General features: G+C 66.2%; 17 protein-coding genes and 1 pseudogene. 15 read left to right on the top strand and 3 right to left on the bottom strand.

Translation table 11 applies throughout. The features are described from left to right. Window positions 1–101 precede the first annotated feature (101 nt). The 7 genes from QSK18_RS34230 to QSK18_RS34200 all read left to right on the top strand — a co-directional run bounded on the left by QSK18_RS34230 (window position 102) and on the right by QSK18_RS34200 (window position 8,939). Window positions 102–2,306 carry a TadA family conjugal transfer-associated ATPase gene (locus tag QSK18_RS34230; RefSeq protein ID WP_285628199.1) on the top strand — a complete coding sequence of 735 codons (2,205 nt, stop codon included), beginning with the start codon at window positions 102–104 and terminating at the stop codon, window positions 2,304–2,306. Then, complete coding sequence (locus tag QSK18_RS34225) at window positions 2,303–3,442, top strand: type II secretion system F family protein (RefSeq protein ID WP_285628196.1); 1,140 nt, start codon at window positions 2,303–2,305, stop codon at window positions 3,440–3,442. The genes QSK18_RS34230 and QSK18_RS34225 overlap by 4 nt, the downstream gene beginning before the upstream one ends. Before the next feature lie 236 nt (window positions 3,443–3,678). Beyond that, window positions 3,679–4,356, top strand: a complete 678-nt coding sequence (locus QSK18_RS34220; protein WP_285628192.1) for a hypothetical protein — start codon at window positions 3,679–3,681, stop codon at window positions 4,354–4,356. 125 nt (window positions 4,357–4,481) lie between these two features. Beyond that, complete coding sequence (locus QSK18_RS34215; RefSeq protein WP_285628189.1) at window positions 4,482–4,835, top strand: TadE/TadG family type IV pilus assembly protein; 354 nt, start codon at window positions 4,482–4,484, stop codon at window positions 4,833–4,835. Continuing rightward, a complete protein-coding gene (locus tag QSK18_RS34210; protein ID WP_285628186.1) occupies window positions 4,832–5,329 on the top strand; it encodes an ATP/GTP-binding protein in 498 nt (165 codons plus the stop codon). Before QSK18_RS34215 ends, QSK18_RS34210 begins: the two co-directional genes overlap by 4 nt. Continuing rightward, window positions 5,326–6,039: a hypothetical protein gene (locus QSK18_RS34205; protein WP_285628183.1), complete on the top strand. Its 714-nt coding sequence runs from the start codon at window positions 5,326–5,328 to the stop codon at window positions 6,037–6,039. Before QSK18_RS34210 ends, QSK18_RS34205 begins: the two co-directional genes overlap by 4 nt. Then, window positions 6,036–8,939, top strand: a complete 2,904-nt coding sequence (locus tag QSK18_RS34200; RefSeq protein WP_285628180.1) for an AfsR/SARP family transcriptional regulator — start codon at window positions 6,036–6,038, stop codon at window positions 8,937–8,939. Before QSK18_RS34205 ends, QSK18_RS34200 begins: the two co-directional genes overlap by 4 nt. A 98-nt stretch (window positions 8,940–9,037) precedes the next feature. On the opposite strand, the pseudogene QSK18_RS36150 reads toward QSK18_RS34200, so the two are convergent. Next, window positions 9,038–9,414: pseudogene (locus QSK18_RS36150) on the bottom strand (transposase); the annotation flags it as partial. A gap of 378 nt (window positions 9,415–9,792) precedes the next feature. On the opposite strand from QSK18_RS36150, the gene QSK18_RS34195 reads away from it, so the two are divergent. The 3 genes from QSK18_RS34195 (at window position 9,793) to QSK18_RS34185 (ending at window position 12,834) form a co-directional block, all read left to right on the top strand. Beyond that, window positions 9,793–10,692 (top strand): hypothetical protein, encoded by a 900-nt coding sequence (locus QSK18_RS34195; RefSeq protein ID WP_285628177.1) that lies wholly within the window; start codon window positions 9,793–9,795, stop codon window positions 10,690–10,692. Window positions 10,693–10,919: 227 nt separating this feature from the next. Then, window positions 10,920–11,702: a DUF6414 family protein gene (locus QSK18_RS34190; RefSeq protein ID WP_285628174.1), complete on the top strand. Its 783-nt coding sequence runs from the start codon at window positions 10,920–10,922 to the stop codon at window positions 11,700–11,702. Next, window positions 11,692–12,834, top strand: a complete 1,143-nt coding sequence (locus QSK18_RS34185) for an AAA family ATPase (protein ID WP_285628171.1) — start codon at window positions 11,692–11,694, stop codon at window positions 12,832–12,834. The genes QSK18_RS34190 and QSK18_RS34185 overlap by 11 nt, the downstream gene beginning before the upstream one ends. Before the next feature lie 128 nt (window positions 12,835–12,962). On the opposite strand, the gene QSK18_RS34180 is transcribed toward QSK18_RS34185, so the two are convergent. Further along, a complete protein-coding gene (locus QSK18_RS34180; protein WP_285628169.1) occupies window positions 12,963–13,313 on the bottom strand; it encodes a DUF7674 family protein in 351 nt (116 codons plus the stop codon). 1,552 nt (window positions 13,314–14,865) lie between these two features. Further along, window positions 14,866–16,092 (bottom strand): methyltransferase, FxLD system, encoded by a 1,227-nt coding sequence (gene fxlM / locus QSK18_RS34175; RefSeq protein ID WP_285628165.1) that lies wholly within the window; start codon window positions 16,090–16,092, stop codon window positions 14,866–14,868. Between the two features lie 681 nt (window positions 16,093–16,773). Here fxlM and QSK18_RS34170 point away from each other — a divergent pair. From QSK18_RS34170 to QSK18_RS34150, 5 genes are all read left to right on the top strand, one after another. Continuing rightward, a complete protein-coding gene (locus tag QSK18_RS34170; RefSeq protein ID WP_285628162.1) occupies window positions 16,774–19,512 on the top strand; it encodes a LysM peptidoglycan-binding domain-containing protein in 2,739 nt (912 codons plus the stop codon). An 80-nt stretch (window positions 19,513–19,592) separates the two neighbouring features. Further along, the gene (locus QSK18_RS34165) at window positions 19,593–20,375 is read left to right on the top strand and encodes a hypothetical protein (RefSeq protein ID WP_285628159.1); all 783 of its coding nucleotides are present in this window, start codon (window positions 19,593–19,595) and stop codon (window positions 20,373–20,375) included. 233 nt (window positions 20,376–20,608) lie between these two features. After that, on the top strand, window positions 20,609–21,406 hold the full coding sequence (locus QSK18_RS34160) for a con-10 family general stress protein (protein WP_285628156.1): 798 nt from the start codon (window positions 20,609–20,611) through the stop codon (window positions 21,404–21,406). Window positions 21,407–21,982: 576 nt separating this feature from the next. Then, window positions 21,983–22,510: a SigE family RNA polymerase sigma factor gene (locus QSK18_RS34155; protein ID WP_285628145.1), complete on the top strand. Its 528-nt coding sequence runs from the start codon at window positions 21,983–21,985 to the stop codon at window positions 22,508–22,510. Between the two features lie 10 nt (window positions 22,511–22,520). Next, window positions 22,521–23,912, top strand: coding sequence for a hypothetical protein (locus tag QSK18_RS34150; RefSeq protein ID WP_285628142.1), 1,392 nt, complete (start codon window positions 22,521–22,523; stop codon window positions 23,910–23,912). Window positions 23,913–25,906: the final 1,994 nt, after the last annotated feature.

Here is a 25,906-nt window from a genome sequence, read left to right as displayed (position 1 = left end):
TGTGTAGCGAACGGTTTGGCTGAGCATTTCTCGATGCGGTGGGCGGCTGCCTGCAGGTAGGGGATTGGGTCATGGCATTGCGGGGTAACGGCGGACCCCCTGTGAGTTTTGAGGTGGTGCGCCAGTTGCGCACCGACGTGGCGCATCGGGTGACGGAGGAGACGAGTGCCCGTTCCCGGGAGGGGAGTCCGCTGGGCGCGGAGGATGTGCGGCGTCTGACGATGTCGCTGATCGCGGACGCGGTTGCGGGGTGGGTCTCGAAGTTGGCGGCGACGGGGCAGGATGTCCCGCAGGAGGTGCGGGACGGGAGTCTGGCGCGGGCGGTGAGGGCCGCGATCTTCGGGGCCGGCCCGTTGCAGCCGCTGCTGGAGGATCCGGACCTGGAGAACCTGGACCTGTCTGGTTATGACCAGGTGTGGGCGACGTACGCGTCCAAGGGGCGCGTGCAGTTGCCGCCGCTGGTGGAGTCGGACGAGGAACTGATCGAGCTGATCCGGGGCTTGGCTGCGCACACCGGCGCCACCACCCGTCCCTGGTCCAGCGCCTACCCACAACTGGATCTGGGGCTTCCGGACGGGGTGCGGGTTTCGGCGTTGCTGGCGGCGTCGGCGCGTCCGCAGGTGTCGATCCGCCGGGACCGTCTGGGCCCGCAGGCGTTCCTGGATCAGGCGGCGCGGCACTGCCTGGACGCCATCTCCCTGGTGGGGTTGGGGATGCTGGATCGTCAGACCGCCTTGTTCCTGGCCGCGGCGGTGCGTTCACGCGCCAACCTTCTGGTGGCCGGCGCGACCGGGGCAGGCAAGACCACCCTGTTGCGGGCGCTGGCGAACGCTGTCCCAGCCCGGGAGCGGCTGGTCACGATCGAGCAGTCTCTGGAGCTGCGGCTGGGCCGCGACGCAGAGCTGCACCCGGACGTGGTGGAACTGGAGACGGTGCTGCCCTCCCCGGAGGGCTCCGGGGGCCTGGACGGGGCGGACCTGGTGCGTCGCTCCAAGCGCATGAACCCGGACCGGCTGGTGTTCGGGGAGGTCCTGCACGGCCCGGAGGCCCGGGCGATGCTGGAGGCCATGCTGCAGGGCGAGGACGGGTCCATGTCCACGATCCACTCCCGCGACGCCCACGGCGCCATCGCCCGTCTCATCATCGGCCTGGGCTCGCTGCGGGAACCGGTGCTTCCAGCCACGGCCGCTGCGCTCATCGGTAAGGCCGTCGACTTCATCGTTCACGTCCAGAAGGCCGAGGACGGGCGGCGCCTGGTCACCGAGATCCTCGAGGTATCCGGACACCAGGGTGAGAACGTTTCGTGCTCGACCATTTTCGGGGCGCCCGAGGAGTTCGGCGAGCCACAGGAGGACTCGGACGTACAGCTGGCGCGACGCGATGCGCGCATCCCGATCAAGAGAGCGGGTCGGCTGGCACGTCACGGCTACACCGACGAGTTGGGGGAGCGGCTGAACGCCGAACTGCAGGCTGCCCCCAGGCGACGCGGCAGCCGCGCACCGCAGCCTCATAGTCGGGCGACCACGAAGCTGGCGTCGCCGGCTCGTTCGCGTGCGCAGCCGGTGTACCGGGCGGAACCCAGCCCCTCAACGACGCAGGTGTTCGGGCAGGGAAGGCAGGAGCAGCCTGCGGGTGGCAGCGACCCGGCCGGGATACCGCTCCTGCATGTACCGGAGCCTGACCCGAGCTCTCCCGTGAACCCTGATCTGAACCCTCAGCTGAACTCCGCGCTGAACCCTGCTGTCGCCCCCACCCGGGAAGATCTGTGCTTGCCCCACGACGGGCGTGGTCCCGGAGAGCCGCTGGCGCACCGCCAACCCCCTGAAGTCCTGAGCTTTCCTGCCGATCGAGCGTCTGACGCCGAACGGGGCGAGCGCGTCCCCGTCCAGTTGCCTCCGCCCATAGAGGCTTCCGGTGCCCCGAGTGCGGCGCAGCACGAGGGATCCTGGAACTCCGACCCGGTCACCGGGCCGATCATCGACATGGGAGCCCGCCGTCGGCACGCTCACCGACTCGACGAGGCAATGCCTACCGGCGCCACCCAGGTCGTCGAAGACGCGATCGATCCCCTTGTTCGCGACGCCTCCCCCGGCCGGACCCGCGAGGCCGAGCGCCAGCACGGTCGCCGCGCGGAGGGCCGCCGAAAAGCAGGGCGCCGCGACGACGAGTACGACGTCTGGTCCGCTGGTGACGAGTTGACCGAGCATGCGCTCAGCCCTGCTCAGCCCAGAGGGTCCTCGACGGCGGGTCAGGACGCCGACGAGCCTGAGTGGAAGAAGATCGGCCTTCCGGGGGCCGTCTCATGAACCTGCTCGGAATCCTGGCCATCAGCGCCTTGTGTTCGGTGTCGATCGTGACAGCGGGAACCATGCTGTTCAACGAATTACGCGGCCACGAGGTGCTTCCCGACGGCCCGGACACAGGCCAGGCCTCCGGGCGCGCCGCCTTCCCAGGATCGAATCCGGGCAAGAGCACCGGGTCGTGGGGTAAGGGCGGTGAGCGATGGGGGAGGGTCGTTGGTGGCCTGGCCGTGAGAACGTGGGCGCGGATCGCGGCTGCGATTGCGGTGGCGGGGCTGGTGCTGTGGGTGACGCGGTGGCCGGTCGCGGCCGCCGCGTGTGCGGGCATGGTCCTGGCCTGGCCGCGTTTCACTGCTGGGCGCCGCGAGGAACGTGAGGAGATCGCTGTTCTGGAGGCGGTCCTGGTGTGGACGCAGAATCTGCGGGACACGGTCGCGGGCGGGGCCAGCCTGGAGCAAGCCATCGGGGTCAGCATCGAAAAAACCCCGGCGGCGCTGCGCCCGGGCCTGGAACAGGTGCGCGGCCGGTTGCTGGTGCGCCAGCCCCTCGATGTGGCGTTGACGCCTCTGCGGGACGTACCGGGCGCCGACTTCGTGACCGCGGCGCTGATGCTGGCGGCCCGGCGGCGAGGAGACCGGCTGCCAGACGTCCTGTCCGGGATCGTCGCCACCTGCGCCCAGGAGGTCGCCCAGCGGCGACAGGTCCTGGCCAGCCGAGCCGGTATCCACCGCAGCGTGCAGATCATCATCATGGTGACCCTGGGCATCCTGGCCTGGATGGCGACCATCGGCGCCGCCTACATGGCCCCCTACGACAGCGTTCAGGGCCAAGGCGTCCTGGCCGTGGTCATCGCGGTGATCGCCGGCGGCTTCGTCTGGCTGGCCCGCCTGGACACCACCGTCAGCGGGCTCTGCTTCTTCACCCCCGCCCTGAGCGCCAGCGAGGACCGCCTCATCGCCAGTCTCGCCCACTGGCCAGCCACCGACGACAGCCCGCATGCGCCGACGCCCGGCACCCCACCGGTCACTGGCACCACGACCGCTGGCGGCGCGGCCCGCACGCCCGGCGCAGGAACGGCTGGGCAGACGCATCCGCCCGTCTCGGGCGGCCGCCGACCGGACGGGCAGCAGCCGTGGAGGTGATCCTCCTGGCTACGCTCGCAGGCCTGTCAGCGGGACTCCTGCTCACGGTGCTGTGGCCGCCACGCGAACACCCGCCCGTCCCCGGGCCCCCGCCCCCGGCCGGGGACCGGGGCCTCGGTAAAGGCGGCGATGTGCGCCTTGGTGGCCGGGAGGCGTGGCTGCAGCGGGCAAGGGCGTCTCGCGTCGCCGGGGCGATGCCCGGAATCGGTCGGTGGTCGGCACGGCGGGGCGCACGGGTGCGCAGCGACGCCAGCGATCTGGCGGTCACGGGGCACGACCCGGACGCGGTGCTGGCCGCCAAGACGCTCGCTGCTGCGGCGACGGGACTGGTGATGCTGACGGTCGCGGTCGTCCTGCTCCGTGCAGGGGCTCCGGTCCCGGTGCTGGCTGTTGCCCCGGTGGTCCTGGCAGCGACCGTGGGTGCGTACCTGATCCCGGACTACGTGGTCCGGGCGCAGGCCCGTCGACGGCGAACTGATTTCGTGCAGGCCTTGCCGGTCTGGTGCGACCTGGTGGCGTTGGAGATGGCCGGGACCGCGGCCCCGCAGGAAGCACTGGTGACGGCCGCTGAAGCCGGCTCGACGTGGCCGGTACAGGTGCTGCGGGACACGCTGCAGCGGGCTGTCAGGGCCCGGCAGAGTCACTGGCGGGCGCTCAGCGACCTGGGGGAGCGCATCGGCGTGCCCGACGTGGCGGAGCTGGGCCGGCTGTCGCAACTGGTCAGCCACGAGGGGGCGCAGGTGCGTGACACGTTCATCGAACGGGCTGCGGGCATGCGGCGCCGGGCCCTGGCCGACTCCCTGGGGCAGGCCGGGCAGCGGGACGAGTCCATGCGGCTGGCCGTCCTCGTCATCGCCGCCGGCGTGATCCTGCTGATGCTGTTCCCCGGCGTGATCGCCGTGATCAACCTGTGAACGACCCCGAAATGGCCCTTGTGACAGCTCGATCCGTTCACCCGCCCGGCGCGGTGCGCCGGCGGCCCACCAGGCGCCGCGATGTGGCGGCGGGACGCTGCGCCCGGGAGGCTGGAGTCAGCAGCGTGGAACTCCTGCTGTGGTTCCCTGGGCTGCTCCTGATCGTCGTCATGGTCCTGCAGGTGTTCTCCTACGCGTGGGCCCGCGAAACCGCCCACAACGCAGCCCGCTACGGCGCCTACCACGCCCGGATCCTGGGCGGCACGAACGAGGACGGCCGACAAGAAGCCAGCACCTATTTGAGCGAGGTCGCCGGGACGCTCGTGCAGGATCCCTCCATCGTGGTCTCCCGCACCGCCGGGCGCGTCGACGTCACGATCACCGCGCGCCCGCGTCAGATCCCCCTGCCGGGGATCGACTTACCCCGCTTCAGCGTCCACGCCTCCGGCCCGATCGAGCAGTTCACGGCCGGATCATGAAGAACACTGATGGCAGGGGACGTCAGGGCCGTGACGGGTCCTGGGACGGTGTTCCCGCGGGCGCGGGTACGGGCGTTGGGGAGAAGGGCTCTCTCAGCGTCGAGATGGTCATCCTCGGCGCCGTCGTGGTGGTGGCCCTGTGCCTGGGGATCGGGGCGGGTAGGCTGACCCTGGCCGACGGCCGCGTCGAGGCCGCCGCCGCGGCAGCCGCGCGGGCGGCCAGCCAGGAATCCAGCCCCTCGGCCGCGACAGCAGCCGCCCAGGAGATGGCCCGCACCACCCTGAGCGAAGCCGGAACCACCTGTGCGCCCACCGTGGCCGTCGACACGAGCAACTTCGAGGCCGCAGGCCGCGTGAACGTCACCGTGCGCTGCCGCGTCAACCTCTCCCTGGTAGCCATCGCCGGGTTCGACGCTCACCGCACCCTGAGCGCCAGCTCCGCGGCGCCACTGGAGCAGCACCGCTCCTACCACTCCTCGAAGGAGCGGCCATGACAACGCAGCCCACACATCTGCCCTCACACCGCAACCCCGTCAGTAGAGCCCCCAGCGACTCACGAAAGCGTTCTCGAGCGAACGCCGCATCAGCAGGCAAGCCGGAGGACTCCAGCGGGCAGGCCAGCGTCTTCGTGATCGCACTCGTGGCCCTGACGTTCGTCCTGACAGCTTTCTTCGTGGACGTCAGCCGCTCCCTGAACGCCCACGGCGCCTCACTGGAAGTCGCCGCCCAGGCCGCGCGGGCTGCAGCGGACCAGGTCACTCAGGAGTCCCTGCGCACCGGCAACCCCCAGGCACTGCGCATCGACCCCCAGGCCGCACACAAAGCCGGCCAGACCTGGCTGTCCCAAGCCGGCGCCAGCGGCACGATCGAGGTCGTCGACGGCGGCACCGCCGTCACGGTCACCGCACGCGTCCCGTGCCCGGCGAGCCTGCTGAAGGCCTTCGGATACGGGGACCTGTCCCGCCCAGCCACGGCCAGCGCCACCCTCCTGACCGGAACAGCCGGCGATCCCGGGCAGCCCATCACGCCCGCCCTGGCGCAGAACGTGCTGCCGATCAGAAGTAGGCCGGTCGCTGAGGCCCTGAGGGTGAACCTTCTGAAAACGCCTGCTGCGTCAGGCATCTATCGGCGGGTACCAGTTGTCGGCAATGGGATCAGTGCACGAGCGGCTGGGAACGTGTGGACGTCCGGGAGCCTGCGATGAACCGGGTGGCCCTGTACGTGCGTGCGCTGTTGGCGGCGGCCGCTCTGGCCGGCATGCTGTTCGGTCTTCCGGTCTTGATGGCCTGGATCTTCGGCAACCCCCTGCCCGACATGGACGCCCTACGGGTGGGGGACTTCTCCGACGACGTCATCATTCACATCGGCGCGAGCGTGGCCTGGGTGGGCTGGGCGTACTTCGTCCTGCTGGTGCTGCTGGAATCGCGCGCCCAGATCATCGACCAGGCTCCGCCGCCCCTGCCCGGCCTCAGCGGTGAACGCAACGTCTTCCAGCCCCTCATCGCAGCCCTGCTGCTGTCCGCACCGGTCACCCTCACCGCCGGCGGACCCGCCCTCGCCAGCAGCCAACCGCCACCGGCCAACGGGGCCACCACCAGCGACACAGCAACCACCACGAGCCACCGCGCCACCCCCACACGCTCCACCGATGAGCAGTTACGCGCCCAGCCCGTGGCCTACACCCAGCACCCCGCCGCGCAGAACCGCCCGGCCGACGATGCCGAGTCAGGACAGACGTTCCTGCAGGGGATGGGCTCCGGGGTCGGACTGAGCCTGACCGCAGCCGGAGTCTTCGCGGCCATCCGCCGACGCCGCCAGCACCACAACGCCTCCCGCCGACCCGGATGCCTGCCGGCGACCATCCCACCCGACGCCGCCAACACCGAACGACTGGTCTCCAACGGCGCCCGCACCGGCGAAGCCGTCCGCGCCCGCCTACAACAAGCACTGGACCACCTCGACGCCCAGGCAGCCACTGCCAACCGCCCCCACCCACCTGTGCTGGCCGCCCACATCGACGAGCAGCGCATCGACCTCATCCTCACCGAGACCGCACCCGACGCACTGCCCGCCCCATGGCGACAGGAACAGGCGGACCCGGACGCTAGGTGGTGGACCCTTGCTGTCACCGACCAGATGTCCCTGCAGCAGATGCCGGCCGACGCGCCAGCAGAAGAAGCCGCACGAGCATCACGCGCCTGGGTGTGGATCGGATCATCCAGCCGGTTCGGCGGTCGCCCAGCTACGGCCAGACGCCAGGACGACGTCTGGCTGCTAAACCTGCGCCAGGCGCCCGTCCTGCGCGTCATCGGCCCCGAACACACCGGAACCGACCTGGTCCGCGCCATGGCCCTCTCAGCGTTCCCCAGCAGCAACCAGGCCAGCCTCCGCCTGAGCATCGACTCCACAGCCGACGAACTCATCGACCTCGCCCAGCAGATACACACCAACCCGCACACGAGCGGGCCCACCGAAACCGGCGCCGCACCCGCCGACTCTGCGGCCAATGCCAGCGCCGGAGCTACGACCGCTGGCGTCCCCTGTCAGCAGGCCACCTCGACAAGCCTTGATGGGAGACCCCCATCGGCCACCAGCCGTTTCGCGACAGACCAGCCGGAGCCGCACTACGACCTGCTCATCATCGACACCATCAGGCCAAGCCGGTCCTCAACGCCCCAATCCATCGAGGCGGCCACCGTGCTGACCCTCACCAACGACCTGGCCTCAGTACGCCCCGACGAGGTACGCCTCGTCGTCGACGCCACCGGGCAACTGCACACCAGCTTCGCAGCACCCCGCATCACAGCAGCAGGCCTCAGCGCAGACCAGTTCGCACACCTACGCCCAGCACTGCAGGCATCCTCAGCACCCGCCACCCGCCAACCACCCCTGGCACAACAACCCGCCGCAAGCGAACACGACCAGCCCCGGCCTCCCATCACCGTCCTCGGCGCCCCCGCTCCGGCCACCACCACGACCGCCGCCCAGAACCCGGCCCACACGCATCGCAGACGCCCAGAAGGCACCCGGGCAGGTCGAAGCCGGCGCCCCGAGCGGCCACTACACAACCAGCAACCGGCCACGCACGAGACCGGCGAAAGACAGGACCCGACAGACGAGAACACACACTCCATCTCCCCCCGGACCCCGCCGGGCGCATCCCTTCTCGACGAACACGAGCCCGCCACCCTCATCACCCGCACCGGGATCGACCCCGAAGACCTCCTAGCCCTCGCGCCCATCCTCACCCCAGACAACCAGGCCACCTACCGAAACGACCCCACCCTCGACGCAGACCTCGCACAATGGCACAACGACCAATGCCCACGCCCCAAACTGCGACTCCTCGGCCCCATCCACGTCACCGCCACCGGCACACCACCCTCCGGCGGACGCCGCATCCCCTGGCTCACCGAAGTCGTCACCCTCCTGTCCGCACACCCAGAAGGCCTCACCTACGACCAACTCGCCGAAAACCTCTGGCCCGACGACGCCGCAACCAAAGCCGCCAGCGCCATGCCCCGCCAAACCATCAGCGCCGTCCGCCGCTGGCTCGGCACCGACCCCCACACCAGCCAGCCCTACCTCCCCGAAGCCCGAAAAGGCGGAGACACCCGAGGCATCTACCGCATCAACCACCTCCTCACCGACGCCGACCTCGCCCGCCGCCTACGCGCTCGCGGCGCAGCCAAAGGACCCGACGGCCTCCACGACCTGCAAACCGCACTCGACCTCGTCACCGGAACCATCCTCGAAGGACGACGACGCAACGGATACGCCTGGCTCACCACCACCCCACTCCTGACCGACCTCAACGCCATGATCAGCGAAATCGCGCACACACTCGCCGTCCACTGGCTCACCGCCGGTCACCCCGCCCGCGCCGAGCAAACCGCCCGCACAGCAGTACTGGCCGGCAGCGTCGAAGACGCCATCCACCTCGACCTCATCGCTGCCCTAGAGTCTCTCGGGCGCACGAGCGAAACCGACTGGTGGATCCAACGCCTCATCGCTGTGCACGACGGCGAAGTCGAAGAAGATCTACCCCCACGGACGCTCGCGCGACTTGATCAGGTTCGGCAGAAAATCCGCTTTCGCGCATGATGAACCTGGCTGGGTCAGGGGGTCGCAGGTTCAAATCTTGTCAGCCCGACCATATAACTGCAGGTCAGAGGCGGGACTGATCGGGGAACCGGACAGTCCCGAGCGTCGTCGTAGTATCTACGGGCTCCGGGCGAGCACTGCAGTGCGGAGAACGCTTGCGTGTGCAGCGCGTCGCCGAGCCGACGGTTGGTCGCGTATCGAGCGATGACGACGGTCTTCTTGCCGGAAGCCCGAGTGATGGGGCTCTGGCCGGAGTAGTTCTTTCGCGCCCGTGCGTTCTGGTACCGGTCGGCGTCGTCGCCGAATTCGCCCAGGATCCTTGCGCTGAGCACGAGCGCGAGACCCGGCTGGCTGAGATAGATCTCAGCGTCCGGGTGCCGGCCAAAGTACTCGGCCATCGCCGCCTGTAGACCGCGATCTGCCCGTTCAGGGACGTCAGGATCAGGACCTGCCCCTGGACGACGGCCGGGTAGGCCTACGTAGCCCCGATTATCGACCGGTATTCACGGGCCATGCCAGGTGCAACATCACCTCGTCGGTGCGTTCCTGCACGGTGGCGGCCAGATCACGGTGAACCTGCTCCAGCGGTTCGTCGGCAGGGCTGCGCGGGCAAGGGCCCGCGGTGAATGGCGCGGTTGTGCGTACCTGCCCCGACGACAGCGTGCGCACAGGGAAGAGAGCCGGGTCGAGGGTGAACCCGTAGCGGGTGAGGCGGATGGCCTGGGCGGTAGGCCTGCGCGACGATACCCAGAATCGCCTGAGGAGCGGTATCCTCAAAACGGATTAAAGCGGTGCGACGGGCTATCGCTTCGGGAAGAATGCTGGGCATGGACCACGAAACAACTGCGACTTGATGAAGACGTCACCTCAGGAGCGCGAAAGCATCCGGAACTACTTCTCCTGGCAGATGCCTGACGACCCCGTCGTGCACCTGGAGAAGGTAGCCATCGAACGGGTCGGCTCAGTGCTGCACGACATCTGGGACGTGCACTGCACCAGCAGTCGGTGGTGGGCCATCAACAACTCTCTCAATTATTATTCGCAGGACGAGTTTAAAAGCCGCGATGTCGCGCTGACCTTTCACATCGGCCTCATGGTTAGAATCGCTAGTCGGGAAGAGGTGCCGATCACTAACGAAGCAACCGTGCTTCTTCCCAAGGCTTGGCGCCTCTGGGAGCAGTCGATTGAGTCACTCGACGGAGGCCGTGAGGCCGAAGACTTCCAAGCAGTGGGGGTGCGACTCCGCGAGTCCATGATCACGTACGCCGGGGAGGTCGCAGACGATGACCTGGTGCCGAGCGGCGAGACGGCTCCCAAATCAGCTGACGTCGTGGGATGGACAGGACGGCTCGCCACGCACCTGGCGGCCAGTTCCTCCTCCACGGACAAGCAGCTGCGCTCGTACATCAACAAGCTGGCGCGAGAGACATGGGATTACGTCAACCAGCTAACCCATGCCAAGAACGCCAGAAGCTACGACGCGCAGATCGCGATCGCATCGGTAAGCCACTTCTTGGCCACGGTCACCGCTGCCCAGCTGCGATGGGCGATCGGAGACAACGCGCGCTGTGAGCACTGCGGCTCCTACCGCATGGAAGGTGGCTCCTGCATTCGCTGCGGCTGGGTCGACGACGAGTACGTGCTCCCAGAGCCACGAGAGCTAAACGACGAGGATCTAGCCACCCGCCTTGCGGAACCCTGTACCCCGAGTTCCGATATCTCCACGTTTGCCTCGCCTGACGATTATAGGTGAACCGCCGCCGGTGGAAGAATCAACCCGCCATGACAGACCGAGTCAGTGGATGTTCCATACGTTAGGGTGCCGATCATCTAGCATCGTCTCAAGTTCGCGTGTGTGGTGTCCATCGTGGCGCAATGAGTGGAAGCGAGCGACAGGAAGTCGGATCCGCCATAAAGACCGGTTACACAAACATGACCATTATTGAGGCCTCCCGGCGAGCTGAGAAGAGATGAGAACTAATGCCCGCGGCAAAGCACCATGAGCTAAAGAAGCCAATGATCAAAATCGTATACTTTGACGAAGAGTCTGCATCAGATTACCTCGATATCACGGCTGGCGGAAAGACCGCGTCCACTAGCCAGCAGGTCAAGGAACGAACTACAGATATGCACGCGCGGGTAGAGACTAGCATCGCCGCAAAGTTCAGCTGGCTCCCATTCCTAGGCACCTCCGCAGAGGTAGGCGCCGGTATGAATGCGTCGCAGGTCGGCCGGGGAATTTTAAGTAAGACGCTTTCGAACACGATTCTTACCGACTATCTGGCGAAAGTCGAGGATAGCGGCCCAATCAAGAGGCTTAGCGGTCTGAAGGTGACCGCGCCCCAAGATTCAATGGCATACATGAAAATGTATACGCCGTACATGATAATTATTGCTAAGGATGATGAGTTAGGCATCGATTTCGCCCGACTGGATGAAGCACTGGAGGGCGCGAAAGGCTATTACGAACTGCTGGGTGAAAACGCAGCCAACGGCAATAAGTGCGTACTGCGATTCAATATTAAAGCTTTTCGCAACAACTATGGCCTTACAGACCTTGGCCGAATGCGTCTGGTCTTTCACGGCGTTCTGGTGGGACAGACGAGTGAAGACGAACTCGGAATGCAGGCCGAAATGGCGGATGACACCAGTACGGAGCCAGTCACGGCACTCACCTTGATCGATGGAGCTGACTTGAGGGCGGAAAAAACGCTTCTTGATGTGTACGACGTACTTCTGGCAGGAGTCGAGTATGTCGAATGATACGACGATCATTGTCTACTACGGGCCGTTGTCGTGGTTCGAGGAAGAGATTGGAACGGAGCAATCCGACAGCCTGCTGGAGATAGTCTATGCACGCGAAGAGGAGCGCCGCCAACTCCGGGTTGTCATCCCCGATCAGCCTGAGGCCGAACTGAACAGTTGGGAATCGGATTCACCCGACCGAGTGGTAGCGGACTCCAGCGACTATGCAAGTTTAAACGAGCACGTAATCACAAATTTTGCTGGGCTGATTCATTCAATCAAACCAAAGCACCTGTTTCTGCATAACCCTCCGGTTCACGTTCATATCCAGCTGCAGCGACATTTCCCAAGCATGTCTGTTGAGCGGTACATCTATCCGGCCGTAACGCGAGAGACGCTTATAGAGTTCCGTGACGGCTTCGAAAGTCATTTGATTGGGCAAAGGGCCGTCAAGGAAACATTGCTGGCTGCGCTCTATCCACTTACTGCGCAGCGGCGATCCCAGCCCGTGGTGCTCATGTTTTACGGCCCATCGGGCGTGGGTAAAACTGAAACTGCACAATTCATTAACAGCCTCCTCGGTGGCACCCTCCTCCGAAAACAATTTTCCATGTTCCACAATGACAACTTCGCCTCGTATTTGTTTGGCGGCAACCACTCCGAGCCTTCATTTGCCCACGATCTTTTAGACCGCGAATCCGGCGTCATTCTAATTGACGAGTTCGACAAGGCGAATTCAATCTTTCACAGCGCCTTCTACCAGCTGTTTGACGGCGGCGTGTTCGAGGACAAAAACTACAGGGTGCAGTTAGGCCCTTCATTGATTATCTGCACCTCGAATTACAGCTCGGAGGGTCAAATACGCGAAGCGCTCGGCGATGCCCTCTATTCTCGCTTTGACTCGCTTATGGGCTTTCAGGCACTTTCGATCGACGAAACACGTCAGGTAATCGATCGAATTTTCTCACGCTATGTTTCCGAGCTAACCGTGGAGGAGCAAGGGCTTCTAAATATAGAGAATCTCAAAACTATTCTGCATCCGTTGGCCAACGACTCAACTAACGTCCGCCGAATCGGGAAGCTTATTAAGGAAGTGATTTCGCTTTCGCTTGTGCGGTCAATTCTTGGCAACCACCCGAGTGAGCGATGAACCTTGCCGGAGCTAGTTGTTGCAGTTCACACGGCTGCCGGGACCCAGCCCCCAGCCCAGCGGCTACGAGCCGGCGTCACCAACGTCATGAGCTGCAACACCTAGCTCAGAGCGAAGACCACTTTGTGCTAAGCCCAAGGGTCATTTTCCGCCAGCCTCGGGCTCAACATTCCGCGTAGTTCCGAGCCGGCTTCCCCAGGGGCCGGGATCTCTTCGACGGCGCTGACGGCAATTACCGTGCGCTGTTCATCGCTGCCGTGGCTGTAGGCCATATCCAACCAGGCGAGAATTTCCTCGCACTCTCTTGGGTTTTTCGAAACATTGGCGGTCAGCCAGCGAACAACATCTGCCATGACCAGACTGGGCAGAACCTCGCCCTCGTTGTCATCCAAGTGTTCGTTGAACAATGGAAGAAGCTGCGGGAACTGGTAGATAAGGGCGCCGATCATGGCGACGCTTTCGCTGTGATATCTGCTCATTCATGGCCAGAGATGGCGGGGGATGACATCTCGCAGTTCATTTGCGAGGCTGGTCGCGACTCGTCGATCATGATCGTCGAGGAAGGGGCCTCTCTTCCGGTTGAGAGCGTTTTGCAGTCCACGGAGAGAGTCAACCCCCTTGATTGTGTGGAATGTGCCATTGGTTCCTGTTCCCGCGTTCGTGGCCACTTCGTGACGGATGGCATCCATTGTGGTGCTGTTACCTACAACGTTGGGGTTAGCTGTGTGCTTGTACAGACTATTCGCGATGTTCTGCAGCTTCGTATCGGCAACTCGTGGCGTGGGAAGGATGTCGCTTGCAGCACGTCGGGCGGCTGACGCTCCGCCGGCACCACTTGCGCCCAGCGAATAATATGCCGATCTTCCGCCGGTGTCGGTTCGCGGTGGACGGGGCTGGGCACGGTGGAGCGTCGGCGGGTGGGTGGTTCGAGGAGCGAGTGGTACCGCTCGGCCAGGTCGTCGAGGACGGCCCGGAGGTTGTCTCGGCAGCCCCGGTAGACGGCGAGGTTGCCTTGCGCCCATTGTTCGCCGCACGCGGTGCACAGAGTCTCGTGTTCGACACGCATGTTGATGCCTCCGCGTGGTGGGTGACCTTCGCGGTGGCATCGGATGGTGCGTCCCGGTTAATCGAGTTCTGGACCGGGAGCCCGGATCACCACGTTCGCCCTCGATGAGCCCGGGCTCAAAGCGCGCCCACCATTTGGTCCGGAAATGGTCATACTGGTCCGGCCCTCGGATGCCGCCGGGCGGCAGGTGTGAGCACAGGAGGACAGTCATGCGCCGCCTACCGGATGGATCAGTCGTGACGATCGGGGGCTTGCTCCTGGTCGCGGGCATGGTCGGTGGTGCGGGCTGGCTTAACTCGCGACAGGAGGTCGCGGGGGAGCCTTACTCCCCGCGCCCCAACGGTGAGGTGAACACGGACTACCTGACGGTGCCGTGCCGAGAGGCTATTGACGAGTACTTGGCGTGGGGCGATCACCGTGATGGCACATGGAACCTAGAGGATTACATAAATTTTGGGTGCGAACGCGAAGGCGACACCAGCCAGGATGTCCTCCGCTATTTGCTGAACTCCTAATGAAGTTCTGCGATGTCGGCCGGGAAGCTGCTCGTCGGCGACGGCTTCGGCGATGTCCAGGGCGAGCGTCGCCGGGGGTTGTAAATCGTCGTGGTCGCCGCGGCCCAGGCGGATACTGTGCGGCAGGGCCAGCGCCGTGACCTGCTCGGCAAACTCATCGACGGCTTTGACACTTCAGTCGGGGCCGATGACGGTGCGCGCCAGCCGCTCGACCTCCGCCCGCACGTGAGCCTGTCCTCAGGTCGCCCGGCTCTGCGCCACCACCTCGATCACCCGCACCGCAAGCGCCTCGCGCACTGTTAATCCACATGCTCGAGAGTCAGCGCCAAAGGCCGCCAACTTCGGCCGCGGGGCTGAGCAGTGAGTCCACCGGCTCGCGGGGCCCCGGCCGTCGTCGGTGGCGGAGGGCTGGGCGGTCGGGGGCATTCATTCCCCTTCGCGGTTCACGGGCTACATCGTCACAGTCAGCACCGTTTCGGGGCGCGGAACAAGCATGGCTGCCTCAGCGGGCGGCTGGCCCAGAGCCCGGGGATAGACCTGCACCTGCACGCCGGCGGCTCGCTGTGCCCCCCATGCCGTGATGCCGTCATTGATGGCGGCCGCGAGCTGCGCGCCGAGAGGACCGTGTCCGATCGCGCCGAGCTGCCAGCGGCCGGGCTGGTCGGGGGCTCGCCGGATGGCGAAGTAGGCCAGGCTCTTGCCGTCGACGAGTGCGGGGGAGCGCACCGGGATTGCGGGGGTACACAGTCCTTCGCTGACGGCTCGGAGGTCGGCCTCGATTCGTACGGTGCGGGAGTCGGTGGAGGTCAGGCGCTGCCATACCCCGTCCAAAGGTTCCTCGCCGTGTACGGTCTGGTCGCTCCAGTACTCGACGCGCTCGGAAGTGAGAACCCCGCCCAGTTGTTGGGCGTCGACGGCCTGGTCGATGTCGTAGTGCAGCTTGACGAGGCCGTCCGAGTCGATGGTGATGGTCTGCTCGTTGGGCTGGCCGATCATGGGGACGAATCCGCACAGGAAGTCCCAGCTGGAGGTCCAGCGGTTGCCTCCGGTCTTGGTCAGGGCCAGGGCGCGGGTGGTGGCCCGCCAGCGCAGGGGCAGCACCAGGCGCCCGTCGTCGGTGAGTTGCTGCCACCAGGTCAGGGGGATGTCGGAGGCGCCCACGGTGACGATGATGCGGTCGTAGGGGGCATGCTCGGCCGCGCCGTGCGCTCCGTCTCGGGTAAAGACCCGCACGTTGGAAGAGCTATTTCTGTCAAGGTTGCGGCGTGCGTTGGCGGTGACGTCGTCGTTGATGTCAACGGTGGTTACTGCTCCGTCGGGGCCGGTCAGGGTGGCCAGGAGCGCAGCGTTGTAGCCGGTGCCGGCGCCAATCTCGAGGATGCGCTGGCCGGGGCGAACGTCCAGGGCATGGAGCATGGCCGCAACGACGGTCGGGACGGAGGCGCAGCTGAGGTGGAGCGGTGCTCCCTCGGGGGAGGGGTGGGTAATGACTGCGGTGTCGCCGTAGGCGGTTTCGAGGGGGAAGTCCGGGACGTAGCGATGACGCTCCACCTGCCGCATCGCGGCCTCCACCTGCGGATCCAGCTTCAGGCCTGAGGTGGTGTCGAGTTCGGTGGTGAGCCGGTCGACCATCGCGTTGCGCAGGATCGCTGGGTCGGCGTCGGTGTTCACGGACATGGATCAGTTTCCCCCTTCGGGACGCGGAGTGGCGCGTTCCAGGAGCAGGCATTCGCCCCAGCGAATGTGCTGCGTGGAGTCTGCCAGGGCACTTCCGGCGATGCCTTCAAGCACGCCTCGCCGGTGTCCTGGCGCGAGGCTGGTCTTGGCTCGGGCGGGTGGCCGGTGCCAGGGGCTGGTGAGGAGGTGACGGAAGTCCGGGCCCGTGGGCAGGTGCCAGCCGGCTTGCCGGAGGGCGGCGGCGTCGTGGTGCAGTCCCAGTTTCTCGGCGGTGTCCGCGCATGCGAGCGCGCTCTCTTTCAGGTCCTGCTCAATGGTCAGTAGAACATTGCGTGGACGGTCTGGGCCTTTTGCTGGTGTCCGTATTGGACATCAGCACAGAGGAGCGATGATGAGGATCCTGCACCCGTCCACCGGTGGGTCCGGTTCGTGCTTGAGCTGTCCGCCCGAGGCCGTGTCCGCCGATGTGTGCTTGCCGTGGCGGGGTATCGCGGAGCCTGCACGGCGCGGTCGTAGCGTGTGGCGTGGGTGTCCGGTCGGTCAGGCGTGCCGCGAGTTCCTGGAAGACGGGGAGGGTTGCGGTAGGCACAGCGCCATCACCTCCCGGGCCGGCTCTGACCGGTGCTGAGCGAGCTCGAACGGAGCGGGCACGTTCGGCGGGGACCATCTCGCGGTGGCGTCATGGTCGCGATGGTCAGGGCCGTCGTGTCGGGCGTGCTCCTGACGGTCCTGATGGTCGCTCCGCCGACGTGTCTCGTGGTTTGGGGTGGCCCGCCCTGGCAGCTCCTGCGTCATGGGTTGGACGCGATCGTCGCTGGGCAGGTTGATGCCGTCCTGTGGCATGTGTTGTATGTGGCCGGTTGGGCGTGGTGGTCGGCCGTCGTCTGCCAGATCGTTCAGGCCGCGGTGGCCGTGCATCGAGAAGCCCGGTGGGCCCGCACGGGCGACACAGATCGGACTCCGACAAGGCAGCAGGCGCGTTTGAACCCAGGCCGGGGAGGCTTCCTCACCCCCTGGAGCTACAAGGGGCTCGTGGGCGGGCTGCTCCTGGCCCCCGTCACACTGCCCACGACGGTGGCACTTCCGGCAACGGCCGTGGCCCACACCTGGGCGGCCGAGGAGGCCGCGCAGGACGGCCACCCGGAAGATCGGCCACCAGCTATGCAGCAGGCTGCGCCCGCACGCCAGGCTCGAGCGCTCGCCCAGGTCACTGTCGCGGCATCGGGGCCCTCGGCGAGCCTGTGGGGTCTGGCCGAGCACTATCTTGGCGACGGAATGCGCTGGAGGGACATCTGGCAGCTTAACGCCGGTCGCGAGCAACCGGACGGTTCGAGCATGCAGTCCCCGGATGTCCTCATCCCGGGATGGACCGTTCTCGTTCCTGTCTCGAACCCTCAACAGGACGCTGCAGGAGCGAGTTCAAGGACGAACGATGACCGCGGTGATCGTGAACGGTCGTTGCTGTACACGGTCGCGGCGGGGGATCGGCTGGGGGACATCGCGATGCGTTTCCTGGGGGACTTCGAGGACTACAAGACGCTGCAGCGCGCCAACCAGCAGACGATTCGCGACCCCGATCTGATCGATACCGGGGACACCATCCTCATCCCAGCGCCGGTGACCGATCGCGGCCGCACCGAACACGCTGGGGGAGTGGCACGCCCTCAGGCTGGCTCCGCAACGCCCACCCCTCAAGCACCGCCCGAAGCGCATGGCGAGCCCGGTAAGCCCGAACCAGCGCCTTCCACCCCGCCGGCCACGCCGCCTGCCCGAGAGGACATCGAAGACGCAGCCTCACGCGTGAGCGCGGGGGAGGAGGCCGGGGACATGCCGTGGGCCCTGCCGGCTGCAGCCGCGGCTGCAGCCGTGACCCTGCTCGCCGCCCAATCGCGGCGCCGGGGCCGCCGGGCATCGCAGACCGACGATGAGGACGCAGGCTCGCCTCGGCACAGACGCCCCCGAGCCAGCAGCAGCATCCGAAACTTGGCCGATGAAGGGGAGGATGAACGACCAGATGCTGCTGATCCGCTCGAGCCCGATGCAGACCTGGAGCGGCACGCGTCGACCGTCAGTGTTCTGCACACCGACGATGCGATCGATCAGGCGCGGCTCCTCATCCACGACTCGGTCCAAGCGCTGTTCCGATCGCAGCGCGACGCCGACGACACGAACGACACGGACGACACGGACGACACTGCTGAGGCGGATGAGCGCGGCTGGCCCGCGGACAGCGACGCGGTCGCCCAGCAGCACGCCGTGCGAGTCCGCCCAGAGGCGCACCGCCAAGAACCCCCACCAACGGGCTCGCCGACCAGCCCCGCATCGCCGGTGTTGCAGGCAACACCGATGCGGCGGGACGCGGCAGCAACACCACCGCAGCGCCTCGCCGATCCGGCCATCGCCGTGGTGCCGCAGACCGCAGGCGAGACCGGCGACCACGTCAGACACGTCAGTGACGTTGCCGAACACGATGCTCCAGAACACGCCCTCATCCCCAGCATCCCGTCGTCACCACCGACGCGGAACTACGCGGCCACCCCTCTCGGTGCCTACGACAGTCAATCCCGGGCCGGGAGCGAACAGCCCTTCACGATCAGTCCCGGCCCCTCGCCAGTGAACCCCGCACCTACCTGGAACGGGCAGCCTCTGACCCACGCGCGCCCATCCGGTGCGGTGCAGAAGGGGGCGCAACCGCGCGCCCACATAAAACTGTTCGGTGACCCGGCCATCCTTGATGCTCAAGGCAACCGCGTGCCAGGGGTCCGCAAGCACGCCCTGCACCTGCTGCTCTACCTCGCCCTACACCGCGACGGGGCAGAGCTACGCGCCCTGCGCGAGCTCATCTGGCCCGACGCCACCCTCACCCAGGCCATGGGACGCCTGTCCACCGAGGTGGCCAACCTGCGCCGCAGCGTCCGCCACGCCCTCGGCGAACCAGGCAACCAGAACATCAACGCCGTCCTCAACAGCGGCGGGCACTACCAGCTCGCGGACTTCCTCGACATCGACCTGTGGGCCTTCCAGGACGCCCTAGCGGCCGCCTCTGCGCTGCACGCCAACAACGTCGCCAACGCCGCCGGCCGCGATGGTGGCAGCACTGAGCAGAGCCGACCAGAGCACAGCAGCCAGCACGAGCAGGCACTACGACGAGCCGTAGCCCTGCACACCGGCCGCTTCGCCGACCGCAAGAACCTCGACGCCACCTGGCTACCGCCAGAACGCCGACGCATCAACCGAGCCGGCGCCCGCGCCCGCATCGCCCTGGCCGAACTCCTGCACACCCAGCACCCGGACCAGGCCCGCACCCTGCTTAACGACGCAGCCCAACTCGACCCCAGCGACCACCAGTTGCGCCAGCAGATCATCCGCGTCGGCGAACGCCTCACCGGCCAAGCCCAGCCCACACCACCCCACTCCTGAGCGGCCGCCAACAGCCCTCGCGATCAAAGAACGCTCCCCGGGCTCAAACGGGAACGCCAGCCACGAAAGGAACCGCGGACATGCTCTGGACACCACGGGCCGCACCCATCCACCTCGTCTCCTGGGTTCGAGAGGACGTCGATCGCGCCTGGGCCGCGCTCGTGTGCTTCAGCCTCGGAGCCATCGCCCTGGCCGGGTCAGCCACCCACGTCCTGCACGTGGGCGCCTACCCACACGTGCAGGTTCAGGGGTGGATGGTCTGGACTGTCGCTGGCAGCCTGGAAGTCCTCGCTGCCTACGCCGCCTGGGAAGTACGCCGACGCAGCGGATGGAACCAGGTCATTCCCGCTCTCGTCTTCGCGATGGCCCTGGCCTTCATCGTCCTGGCCAACCTGGCCGCAGCCAACCAGAACTCCTGGGCCGCCACTCTCCCATGGGCCGAAGCATTCGCCGTCGCCCCGCCCCTGTCCTTCTTCTCCGTCGCAGCCATAGCCGAAACCCGAAGCTGGACCAGGCCAAGCCGCCCACGCCGCGCACACTCCAGACGACCCCACACGAACGAGCGCCCGAGTTCTGGCCGCTCCCGGGGAACTCCCGAGCTCCAACTCCCCATCGACGCGGACGACGCCTCAAGAAATTTGGCTGTCAGCAGTTCCGAGCCAGACACGCAGCCAACCAGCACGCCCGGCAAGCTCGTCCTGCAGCCAGGAGAGTCCCGCAGCGAATCAATTGCACGCTGGGTCCAAGAAGGGCACAGCCGCAGATCCATCCTCGCCGCCGGGTCCTCCTTCTTCGCCGTCAGCGGTTCCACCATGAAACGAGAACTCCTCAAACATAGGCAGCCACCCGATCACGCGGCCTGATCACGTAACGCCCCGCGCATCCGTTCAGGCCGCCGCCGAAGATCGCTTGACTGAAACGGGTACCGGCACAGCAGCAAGCAAGCCGCATAGCGTCGGGCGTCGATAGTGAGCCGGGACACGAACACCATCGGGAGCAGTGAATCGCGCAGACAGCTCCCACCGCCCCCGACACCGTCTGACCGACACCCGTGCGCACCAAGCATCCAAGGAAAGAAGCACAAATGGTCTGGTTCATGATCGACGACAGCTTCGCCGAACACCCCAAAACCCTCTCCATCCCCAGACCCCTACGACTCAGCGCCCTCGGCCTGTGGACCATGTGCGGAAACTGGTCCTCCAGGCACCTCACCGACGGGCACATCACCCTCGCCCTCATCCACGAAAAAGGCGGACGCAGCAAACACATCACAGCACTCACCGACGCCGGACTCTGGCACGACAACAACTCCACCTGCACCCACGACCCCCACCACTGCCCCGGCATCCCCGCACCCGACACCATCACCTACCACGACTGGTATGACTGGCAGCGCTCGCGAGCGCAGATCCTCAGGCAGCGCGAACGAAAGGCAACGGCCGGCAGAGCAGGAGGCAAAGCATCCGGTGCTAGTCGCCGTGCCGGGCCGGAAAGCAGCAACGAAGCAGATGCTTCGGCGGCTGCTGAACCCCCAGTCCCAAACCCACACCCAACCCCTTCTCTTGTCGCCCTTGTCAGTCGTCGTCTGTATGGTGACGCGCCGCGCGAAACGACCCTCGAGGAATTGCTGCCGCTGTGGCGCAACGCCATCGGAGACGGCGACCTGGATGTCGAGCTGCGCAACTTCCTGATCCACAACGCAGATACAGACCTGCTCAACCCTGCGGCAGCGCTCCTCGGCTGGCTCGCGCGAGCTGCCGAACGAGCAGCCAAACCCGGGCCCCGGCCTGTCCTGGGATGCGCTGCGTGCACCTCGGGTTGGCTGCCCGATGACCCGGGAACGGGAATGCCCAGACCCTGCCCCACCTGCAAGCCGCACCGCTACATTTGCTAGTGTTCCGCGTCTTTCATCGTCTGACTGAATGGCGCTGAGACGACCGGCGAATGGGATTGGGAGCTTCTGCGCTGGTGCTGCGTGAGGGTACTGAACGAAAACCTCCGCGGCTGGTGGGGTTATCGACTGCGTTCAGCAAATGCGGTGGAGCTGCAGCGGATCGCGCAGCCAGCTGCGCAGGAGAGGACGAACGTCGCGGTTGCTGAGCTGGTAGCGTGAGCCGCCTGACGGCTCCCATCCCGAAGCCGTGTTCAGCACCCCGCTGATCATCGGCGCCTCTTGAGTGCCGTCAGAGCAGCGGGTACGGCTCCTCATCCTCCTCCTCAGGTCCGGAGAGACGTTTCCCTGAGCGACGCCACGTGAATTGACACGACGGTGGGTGTACGGCAGATCAGCTCCGGAACTGTGTCGCGACCTGCATCTTTGCCTCTGCCAAACCAGCGGCACTCTCCTGCCAACCGGCCGCGCAACGAAGTCAGCGTGATGGTTCCAAACACCTCTCAACCTTTCTAGGGTCGCCGCGCGTTTCTTAGGAGGTGATGCATACCCACGATGACGGTTGGAGAGTGCTTTCCGGTGCCGACCGCAACGAGTGACGAAGACGGGTTCCAGGTCTTCGTGCAGCAGTACTGGCGCTCGCTGAACCGGACCGCGTTCCTGCTCAGCGGGGACCGCGACCGGGCCGAGGACCTGGTGCAGAGCGCCCTGGAGAAGGTGCACCGGCACTGGCCCAAGGTCTCGCGCATGGATGCGCCGCTGGAGTACGTGCGCCGGGCGATGGTGACCACGGCGATCTCGTGGCGCCGGCGGCGCAGCTTCGGGGAGATCCCGAGCCTGTCGGTCGATCCGGGTCACCACGATCCCTACGAGCGGATCGACCAGCGTCAGCAGCTCATCGCTGCCCTGCGCCGGCTGCCCGTCAAGATGCGCGCGGCCCTGGTCCTGCGCTACTTCGAGGACCTGTCCGAGGCCGAGGTCGCCGTGGCCATGGGCTGTTCGGTGGGCACGGTCAAGAGCCAGGTCTCGCGGGGTCTGGAACGCCTGCGCACCACGATGGCGGCCAGTCCCGCCGGTCCTGTCCCGTCCGTGAAGACCGTGCTCTGAGGAGGCTGTGATGAACATCGAGACCGAACTGCGAACGGCCCTGGTCGACGAGGCCACCTTCGCCGGCGACCGGGAACAGCCGTATCCGGCGTTCCTGCAGCGCGAGCGCAAGAACCGGCGCACCCGGCGGATCCGGGTGGCGAGCGTAGTGGCCGCCGTAGTGGCCGTCGTCGGGGCCGCCGCCAATGTGCAGGCCCTAGGAGCCGGGTCCGACGACCACTCCGCACCGGCCTCCGAGCCGGAGAGACCCAGTCTGGTGATCCCCGGCCGGGCGCTGGTCGACAGTCCACTGCGCGGCTCCCTGGCCAAGAACGAGAAGTTCCTGAATGCCATGCTGCCGGAGGTGGCCGAGCAGGGGCGGGAGGCCAAGCTGCTGTACGCCTCGGATGTGGGCGATTGGCGGCTGGTCCTGGCCTACGTCGCCGCCCCTTCGGCGTCACTGGACGACGAGCCCACCGAGGAGTCCAGCCTGTCCTGGTTCACCGGGCCCCGTGGAGCCTCCGCGAAACAGCTGGACAAGACCCAGGGTGCACCCGGCGATCGGCCCGCCAGCGCGCAGACGGACGTGAGCAACGACGCCGAGGGCATAGCCGTGGTGGTGGGTCCTGTGGGCTACAGCGTCGAGCTCACCAACAGCGTCGAGGCCCACTACACGGCGCAGGGCAAGGTCGAGCGGGGTGGTGTCTTCGCTCGCAGTAAAGAGGAGAGCGGGATCGTCGAGCGGGTGGTTCCCCCCACGGCCGTCATGCCCTCCATCACAGCGACCCTGAATAAGGACGGAAAAAGTTTCCCGGTCGAGAGCGACGGCATGACCTGGGAAGAGACGGGCGTGAGCCAGGAGGCGTACACCGCTAAGGCGAAGGCGGCGCTCGGCGACAGCAAGTTCGACGCGGGCCTGCTCGGGGTGTGGGTGAAGGACAGCCTGGCGTCGGCCGCACTGCCGTTGGAGGGCACCAAGGTCAGGGTTCGCTACGCCGGGAAGTTCCGCGGTCAGAAGCTCGGCGTGTTCACCCTGCAGCAGCCCGGTCAGGGGGTTCTGGCCTTCGCCCACTTCAACGGTCCCGCGTCAAGTGGGGTCAGTCTCCAGTTGCTGTTGCCGGCCGAGGGCGCCGACTCCCGGCCGATCGCCTACCACCCGCAGGAGCAGGACGGGCCCAGCGACGAGACCATCGTGGTGGCTCCCGAAGGCGCGGCCCGGGTCACGGTGACGGTCGAGGGAGAAGAGCCGGTCGAGGTCGACCTCAAGTCGGGCATCGGGATGGTCACGGTTGACCCCGCGAGGGAGGCCACGGCCACCGCCTATGCCACCGGCGGCTCAAAGATGGGCTCGACCCCGGTACGGGCGCTCGCCCCGTTCCAGGAGAACATCGGCGACTCCCCGGAGACTCGGGTCGTCCCGTGAGGTTACGTGCGGCTCCGGCACATGGCCGATACGTCAAGTGCGAGCCGTGACGGGAGATTAGCCGCAAGCAACGGGGCGCAGGGTGGTTCATCCCTGCCGGGGTGAACCACCCTGGTGTGCTGCCTGCTGGCCGCGAATATCCAGGGGGTGAACGAGATCAACGTCGCTGTGTCGCGCGCCACGATTTTCGCAGAGGTAGTTCTCATATCCCTCTCACCAGCAGCGGAGCATGTCGCTTATGCCTGTCTACCGTCTCTGCCTCGGCCTGAAAACGGCGGATCATCCTGTCGGTTCTGACCGGCGAAATGACCCTCGCCCAGGCGCCCGCCAGACGAAGGTCTCCGAGCAGTCTGCCGGCACCTGGAAGCGGTAGTTCCTGGGAGCGGTTCTGGCCGGCCTGTAGTCATCCTCGAACCAGGCCTCCAGCTGTGAACAGCAGTTCGAGGCCAGAGTCGCAGACTCGAACGCGACGATCGTCGAGGCCGCGTCGAGCTGCGGGTACGGAAGAAGTTGGTCGGAAACGTGTGGACCTTCGAAGACCTCGAGGTGATCCGCTGCCATGCGGGCATGCCGATCACGAAGTTCACCGACTTATTGGTATGCCCGAGCACACCTGGCGCCGCTGGCAGGCCTGCGCCAAAGGCCGACCAGCCGACTCGTGGTTCGTGGCAATGCCGTTCTCGCATGCTGCCGAACCGGTCGTGACCAAGCATGCCGAGAAGCTCCCGGCCTAGGGTCACCGCAAGAACTGGGCGATGGATCGCCCGCTGCAGTGGCGTGAATGTCTCGCAGGCAACCCTTCTACGGAACATAGGCCGACGCCTGACCAAAGGCACAAGACGCACCTTGCCGACGAGCGGCCGTTCATAGGGTCACCCCGCGGGTCCCGCGGGGTGACCTTTCGCCTGCCGCAGAGTGCGCTGGTGATTAGGAGAGCATGCCCGACGACCAGGCTGAAGGTGTATACGACCGCGCCCAGGTCTCAGGTTCTGCGTCACCGCGCGGCTGAATCCTGAGGGTGGTCAACCCTATGCGTTGAGGTGCGACACAATCTGGTCGATCGAGGCCATGCGTCTTCAGTGCCTCCTCGCCATCGCCGGCTCAATCGAGGCGTCGCGGTCGCGGTCCGCATTGATCGCGTCCGACCCCACGCCGGTCAAGTTGGTCTTGACCCGCAGACCGTTGCGGCCCGGCGAGTCGGGCGGCGTAGCCTAGGTGCTTGATCATTTGGGCCTCGAGAGCTGCTTCCAGGCCCTGCTTGGCCAGCGGGTCCATCAGGACGTCCGTACCGACAACATCGGACCTGGATACCAGGTCCGACGCAACCAGGTCCACGGCCATCGCTGCTAGTTCCCCACCATCAAGAACGTCCTGATGACCTCACCCGCCCAACCCCGAAACGATATCTGGCTATTGGCACTCGTGAATTTCTAGACCCCGTCGTGGGCTCGATGGCCTGGCACACCAGCCTCGTGAATAGCTCCGGCCCGCAGACGCCGGCTCGGCTGTGCATCCCCGTCGCGAGTGACCAGGGCGCCCGCAAGACCCGAGTCCGCCACCGTCATCGTTCTCGGCCATCGATGGCCAGTCGTACAGGAACTACACACGTGCGCGTGCACCATTCCCCAGCTCTAACAGCCAGCGCCCAAGCCACCCGCTACGCAATGCTGGCCTTGCAAAGCCGTAGCCCGATCGCCGGCATCAACATCTCACTCCAGGACTTACAGAACGGCCAAAGGCTAGTGCAAATGCACTAGAGCAATGCGGTTGCGGCGGACGATGTGGCCCAGGGGGTCACGGACGCAAGGTGGAGGGCATTGGAAGCCGGCGTGGGGTCGGCTTCCCCGAGCCCTTCGAAGGGGACGTTTGTGTCTGTGTCTGTCTCGCAACCAAGAGTTGCCCCGCCGCGGATCGGGAGGCTCCCAGTCATCGTGCTGGGTTTCCTGGCGTTGGCTCTGGGGACGCTGCAGTCGGTGGTGGAGCCTGCACTTCCG

The organism is Kineosporia sp. NBRC 101677 (assembly GCF_030269265.1).
In the GTDB taxonomy this organism is placed as follows: domain Bacteria; phylum Actinomycetota; class Actinomycetes; order Actinomycetales; family Kineosporiaceae; genus Kineosporia; species Kineosporia rhizophila.
The sequence above is the reverse complement of the archived record's forward strand: the minus strand, read 5'-3'. Positions and strand labels throughout refer to the sequence as shown.